Annotated in this window: 2 protein-coding genes and 1 pseudogene; 2 read left to right on the forward strand and 1 reads right to left on the reverse strand. The window is 69.4% G+C overall.

Annotation, left to right across the window (positions count from 1 at the left end):
- Positions 1 to 36 precede the first annotated feature (36 nt).
- Both MCAG_RS34835 and MCAG_RS14760 read left to right on the forward strand, forming a co-directional pair.
- Positions 37 to 147 (forward strand): annotated as a pseudogene (locus tag MCAG_RS34835) (hypothetical protein); the annotation flags it as partial.
- Positions 138 to 329: a hypothetical protein gene (locus MCAG_RS14760; RefSeq protein WP_007073785.1), complete on the forward strand. Its 192-nt coding sequence runs from the start codon at positions 138 to 140 to the stop codon at positions 327 to 329. The pseudogene MCAG_RS34835 and the gene MCAG_RS14760, both read left to right, overlap by 10 nt.
- Before the next feature lie 59 nt (positions 330 to 388).
- Here the strand turns inward: MCAG_RS14760 and MCAG_RS14765 are convergent, their stop codons facing one another.
- Positions 389 to 3,862 carry a replicative DNA helicase gene (locus tag MCAG_RS14765; protein WP_085986161.1) on the reverse strand — a complete coding sequence of 1,158 codons (3,474 nt, stop codon included), beginning with the start codon at positions 3,860 to 3,862 and terminating at the stop codon, positions 389 to 391.
- Between the last annotated feature and the right edge of the window lie 21 nt (positions 3,863 to 3,883).

The following is a 3,883-nucleotide window of genomic DNA, read 5'->3' on the forward strand; positions in this document are numbered from 1 at the left end:
CCATGACGTGAGCTCTAACCGTGCGAGGCTGCCTCCATGACGGCCGTTTCGCAGCCCGAGGCGCTGGCGCAGGCGTACGCGGGGATCACCGCTGTCGTGGCCCCGCTCGACGACGCCGGCCTGCAACGGCCCACCCGATGCCGGGGCTGGCTCGCCGCCGACCTGCTGTTCCACGTGCTCTGGGCGGCCTGCTCAGCGACGACGCGGTCCGCCCTGCGGACTGGGACGACCGGGATTTCCTGCTCAAGGCCGCCGGCCGGGTGCCGCTGACCGACCGGGACCGGCAGGTGCTCGGCGAGGTTGCCGGCTGGTTCCCCTTGATCGGCTGAGCGGCTGGGGTGTTGGGGCGGCTGGGCGGCTCAGCGGCCGGGGGCGCGGCCTCGCCGGCTCAGACGATCGCCATGTCGACGAAGCGGGAGAGGTGGAGCTGCGCGGCCACGGTGATGGAGTCGGTCGGCCCATTTCGGTGTTTGGCAACGATGAAGTCCGCCTCCCCCGCACGCGGCGACTCCTTGTCGTAGTAGTCATCCCGGTGCAAGAGGATTACCACGTCAGCATCCTGCTCGATGGAGTTGTGGGTGGCGATGCCGTTGGCGATGAAGTTGTGCGTGCCGAGGACCGTCGCGTCGTACACCTCACGCTCACCGATCGACTCGATCGAGACAATCTCGTCCCAGACGATGTCGTTGGTGGCATGCAGCTCAAGATCCACCGAGTCGAGGACCGCGGCGATCTTCGCCAGCCTGGACCTGCTGGGGGCACGCTCCCACGACGCGCTGCCACAATCCTGAGTTCCGGTCGCCTTCGCGAGGTCCCGCTGGCTCAGACCTTGGTCGATCAGGATCCCACGGACTTCCGACCAGACCTCCCTCGGCACGGTGTCGACGGTGGCGTCGCTCTCCCGCGCCTCCAGGGCGACCAGAAGGGCAGCGCAGTTGGCCGACCGCTCGCCGTGCACCCCGATCTCCCGGAGGAAGCGAAGCTGGTCGTCCCGCCCGCAGATGTCGAGCGTGTACTGGGTCTGGTGGCGCGCAACCGGTACGACCTCCAGGCGGGCGGTGATGCCGTACCGGAGCAGGAGACGGGAGATGTCCTCCAACATTCGGCGGCTGGTCGAGGAGTAGTAGACCCTGCCACCGTGGCCGGACTCGTCGCGGCAGACGGAACCGTCCGTCGCCCACAGGTGGCGGAGGAAGGTAGTGATCTGTGCCTTGGGCAGACCGAAGACAGCCTGCGGCACGAACTTCTCGTGCGACCTGAGCCCGAACAGCCCGAGCCCGTCCAACCACTCGGCAACAGGATTCCGGCGACCCTCAGCTAGTCCGTGCGGGGCAGGCAGCCGCAGAGTGGTCACCCCTGCTGCGGCGTCGTCATCCCGGACAGGAGAGATGCCGAAGTACTTCGCCGCTTCCGCAACAGCACGCAGGTTCTGCTCATCGCAGCTGGCGTACCGAATCGGCTGTCGTCGGACGAACGAGCCGTCACCCAGCAGATGAGCCAGCAACACCACCTCTTCCTCGGGCCACGGCCTGGAGGCAAGAGGCGCGGGAACATGCCTCGGTGTGGCGATACGCGCCTTGGCCGCCAGCTCTCCGAGCGGTACCCAACCCGCGAAGGTCAGGAAGGGGTGGTTGGCGGTGGCATCGATCTGCTTCCCGGACGCCAGCGTCATCCGGAAGACCTCACGGGTGCCGCTCGGGAAGACGTGGGTCATGGTCCGAGGGGTGTAGCGAAGCCCCTCGTCGAGCGCCCAGACGGGGATGTCCCTGACCCCTGCGGCAAGGAGCTCGCCCAGAGTCACCTCGGCGTTGTTGTCCGCACGGAGCAACCTGGTCTCTGCGGTGAGGCAACCCGATTCGCGCAGATCGGACAGTTGCGGTCGCTTGTCCGTACGCTGCTCGGGGCCACGGTTGAGCTGGCTCACGGCGATCACCGGGCACTCGACCTCCTTGGCGAGCAGCTTGAGGCCACGGGACAGGTCCGCAACCTCCTGCTGCCGGCTCTCGGTGCGCTTCGGCGACGTCATGAGCTGGAGATAGTCGACCACGATCAGCTTCAGGTCGTGCTTCTGCTTGAGCCGACGCGCCTTCGCCCGGATCTCCATCAGGTTCATGCTCGGCGTGTCGTCGACGAAGAGCGGGGCCTCGCTGATCTCGCCCATGCAGCGGGCCAGCTTGGTCCAGTCGTCGTCGGAGAGCTGGCCGCTGCGCAGCACGTGCAGTGGGACGCGGGCCTCGGCCGAGAGCAGTCGCATGACGATCTCGACCTTGCTCATCTCCAGTGAGAAGATCGCCGACGCCTGGTTGGCCCGGATGGCCGCGTTCCGGGCGAAGTCCATGCTCGCGGTGCTGTTGTGCGTCGGGATCATGGACCGGCCGGCCAGGTAGAGGTGGTCCGGGTTGTCCACCGTCACGCAGCGGACCGGGACGCTCAGCACCGGCCGGACGTCGACGATGAACCGGGCGCGGCTGTCCGGGGATGTCCGCTCGGCCTGCGCCGCCCGCTTGTCCTCCAGGCGGAAGACGGGATCGGCCGTGGAGAAGTCCACGGTGTACGCGACGGACGAGCCCTCCCGCGCCGGCTGCTCGTCGACCGTGCACCGGTAGCCGAGGCTGACCACGAGTTCCCGGACGCACTCGATCAACCGCTCGGAGGTCGAGGTGTACCGCAGGTCCCCGGCGGGGGTCACCGTCCCGGCCGTGTCCATCAGGCCCGCGAGCAGCGCCCGGCGCTGGTCCTCCGACGCGCGAAGGTACTCCGGCGGGAGGTGCCCCTCGGCGTGCCCGCCGGCGAGCCGCACCCCGAGCGTGTACGGCGGGGCGGCGAGGTCCCGCTCGGGCAGCCGCAGCGGTGCGCAGTTCTCGACGGCGTACTGGGGTCGCCGATCCGTCGTCCCGGTGCGCAGCGTGGCGGCGATCCGGGCGGTCGTCACCACGCCCTCTCGGGCGGTGGTCCTCCACAGGTGCTCGGCGTCGGCCACGATGACCGAGCCGTCGGAGAACTCGACCTCGTAGCAGGGACGGTCGTGCCGTACCTCGAAGGCCGCCGTGACGATGGTCGGGGTGCCGTCGGCCGCGAGGAGCCGGTCCCCGACCGCCACCTCACCCATCGTGGTCCAGCCGTCGGGGGTGGGCAGCGGAGTGTCCAGCGCGAGCGCCTTGCCCAGACCGGGCCGACCGGCCACGATGATCAGTTGGCCGGGGTGCAGGCCGTTGAGCAGCCGATCGAGGTCGGTGAAGCCGGTCGGGACGCCGGTCATGACGCCGCCCTGGGCGCCCACCGCCTCGATCTCGTCGAGGGTGGGCTGGAGCATGTCCGCCAGGATGGCGAAGTCCTCGCTGACCCGGCGCTCGGTGATCTCGTAGACGGCCTGCTGCGCCAGGTCGACGATGTCGTCGACGTCGCGGCTGCCGTTGTTGCCGGTGCCGTACCCGAGCTGCACGATCTTGGTGCCGGCCTCGACGAGGCGGCGGAGCACCGCCCGCTCCCCGACGATCCGGGCGTAGTAGGCGGCGTTCGCGGCGGTCGGGACGGTCGCGATGAGGGTGTGCAGGTAGGGCGCGCCACCGATGCGGGCCAGGTCGCCGGAGTCGGCCAGGGCGGCGGCCACGGTGATCGCGTCCGCGGGCTCGCCCCGGCCGTAGATGTCGAGAATTGCGTCGAAGATCGTGGCGTGCACCGGCCGGTAGAAGTCGTTGGACTTCAGGATCTCGACGACGTCGGCGATGGCGTCCTTGGACAGCAGCATGCCACCGAGGACGCACTGCTCCGCGGCGACGTCCTGGGGCGGGGTCTTCTCGAACTGGCCGTCTCTTTGCGCGGGGGCCGATGGCTGGCCGCCGCTCCGTGGTTCCGTCCGCATGTCGTCGGTGACCGACACGGG

Source organism: Micromonospora sp. ATCC 39149, assembly GCF_000158815.1.
Taxonomy (GTDB): Bacteria; Actinomycetota; Actinomycetes; order Mycobacteriales; family Micromonosporaceae; genus Micromonospora.

Bases quoted from the DNA above. Each gene is read 5' to 3' on its own strand.
- MCAG_RS14760 (WP_007073785.1), top strand. From the start codon at position 138: ATGCCGGGGCTGGCTCGCCGCCGACCTGCTGTTCCACGTGCTCTGGGC.
- MCAG_RS14765 (WP_085986161.1), bottom strand. From the start codon at position 3,862: ATGCGGACGGAACCACGGAGCGGCGGCCAGCCATCGGCCCCCGCGCAA.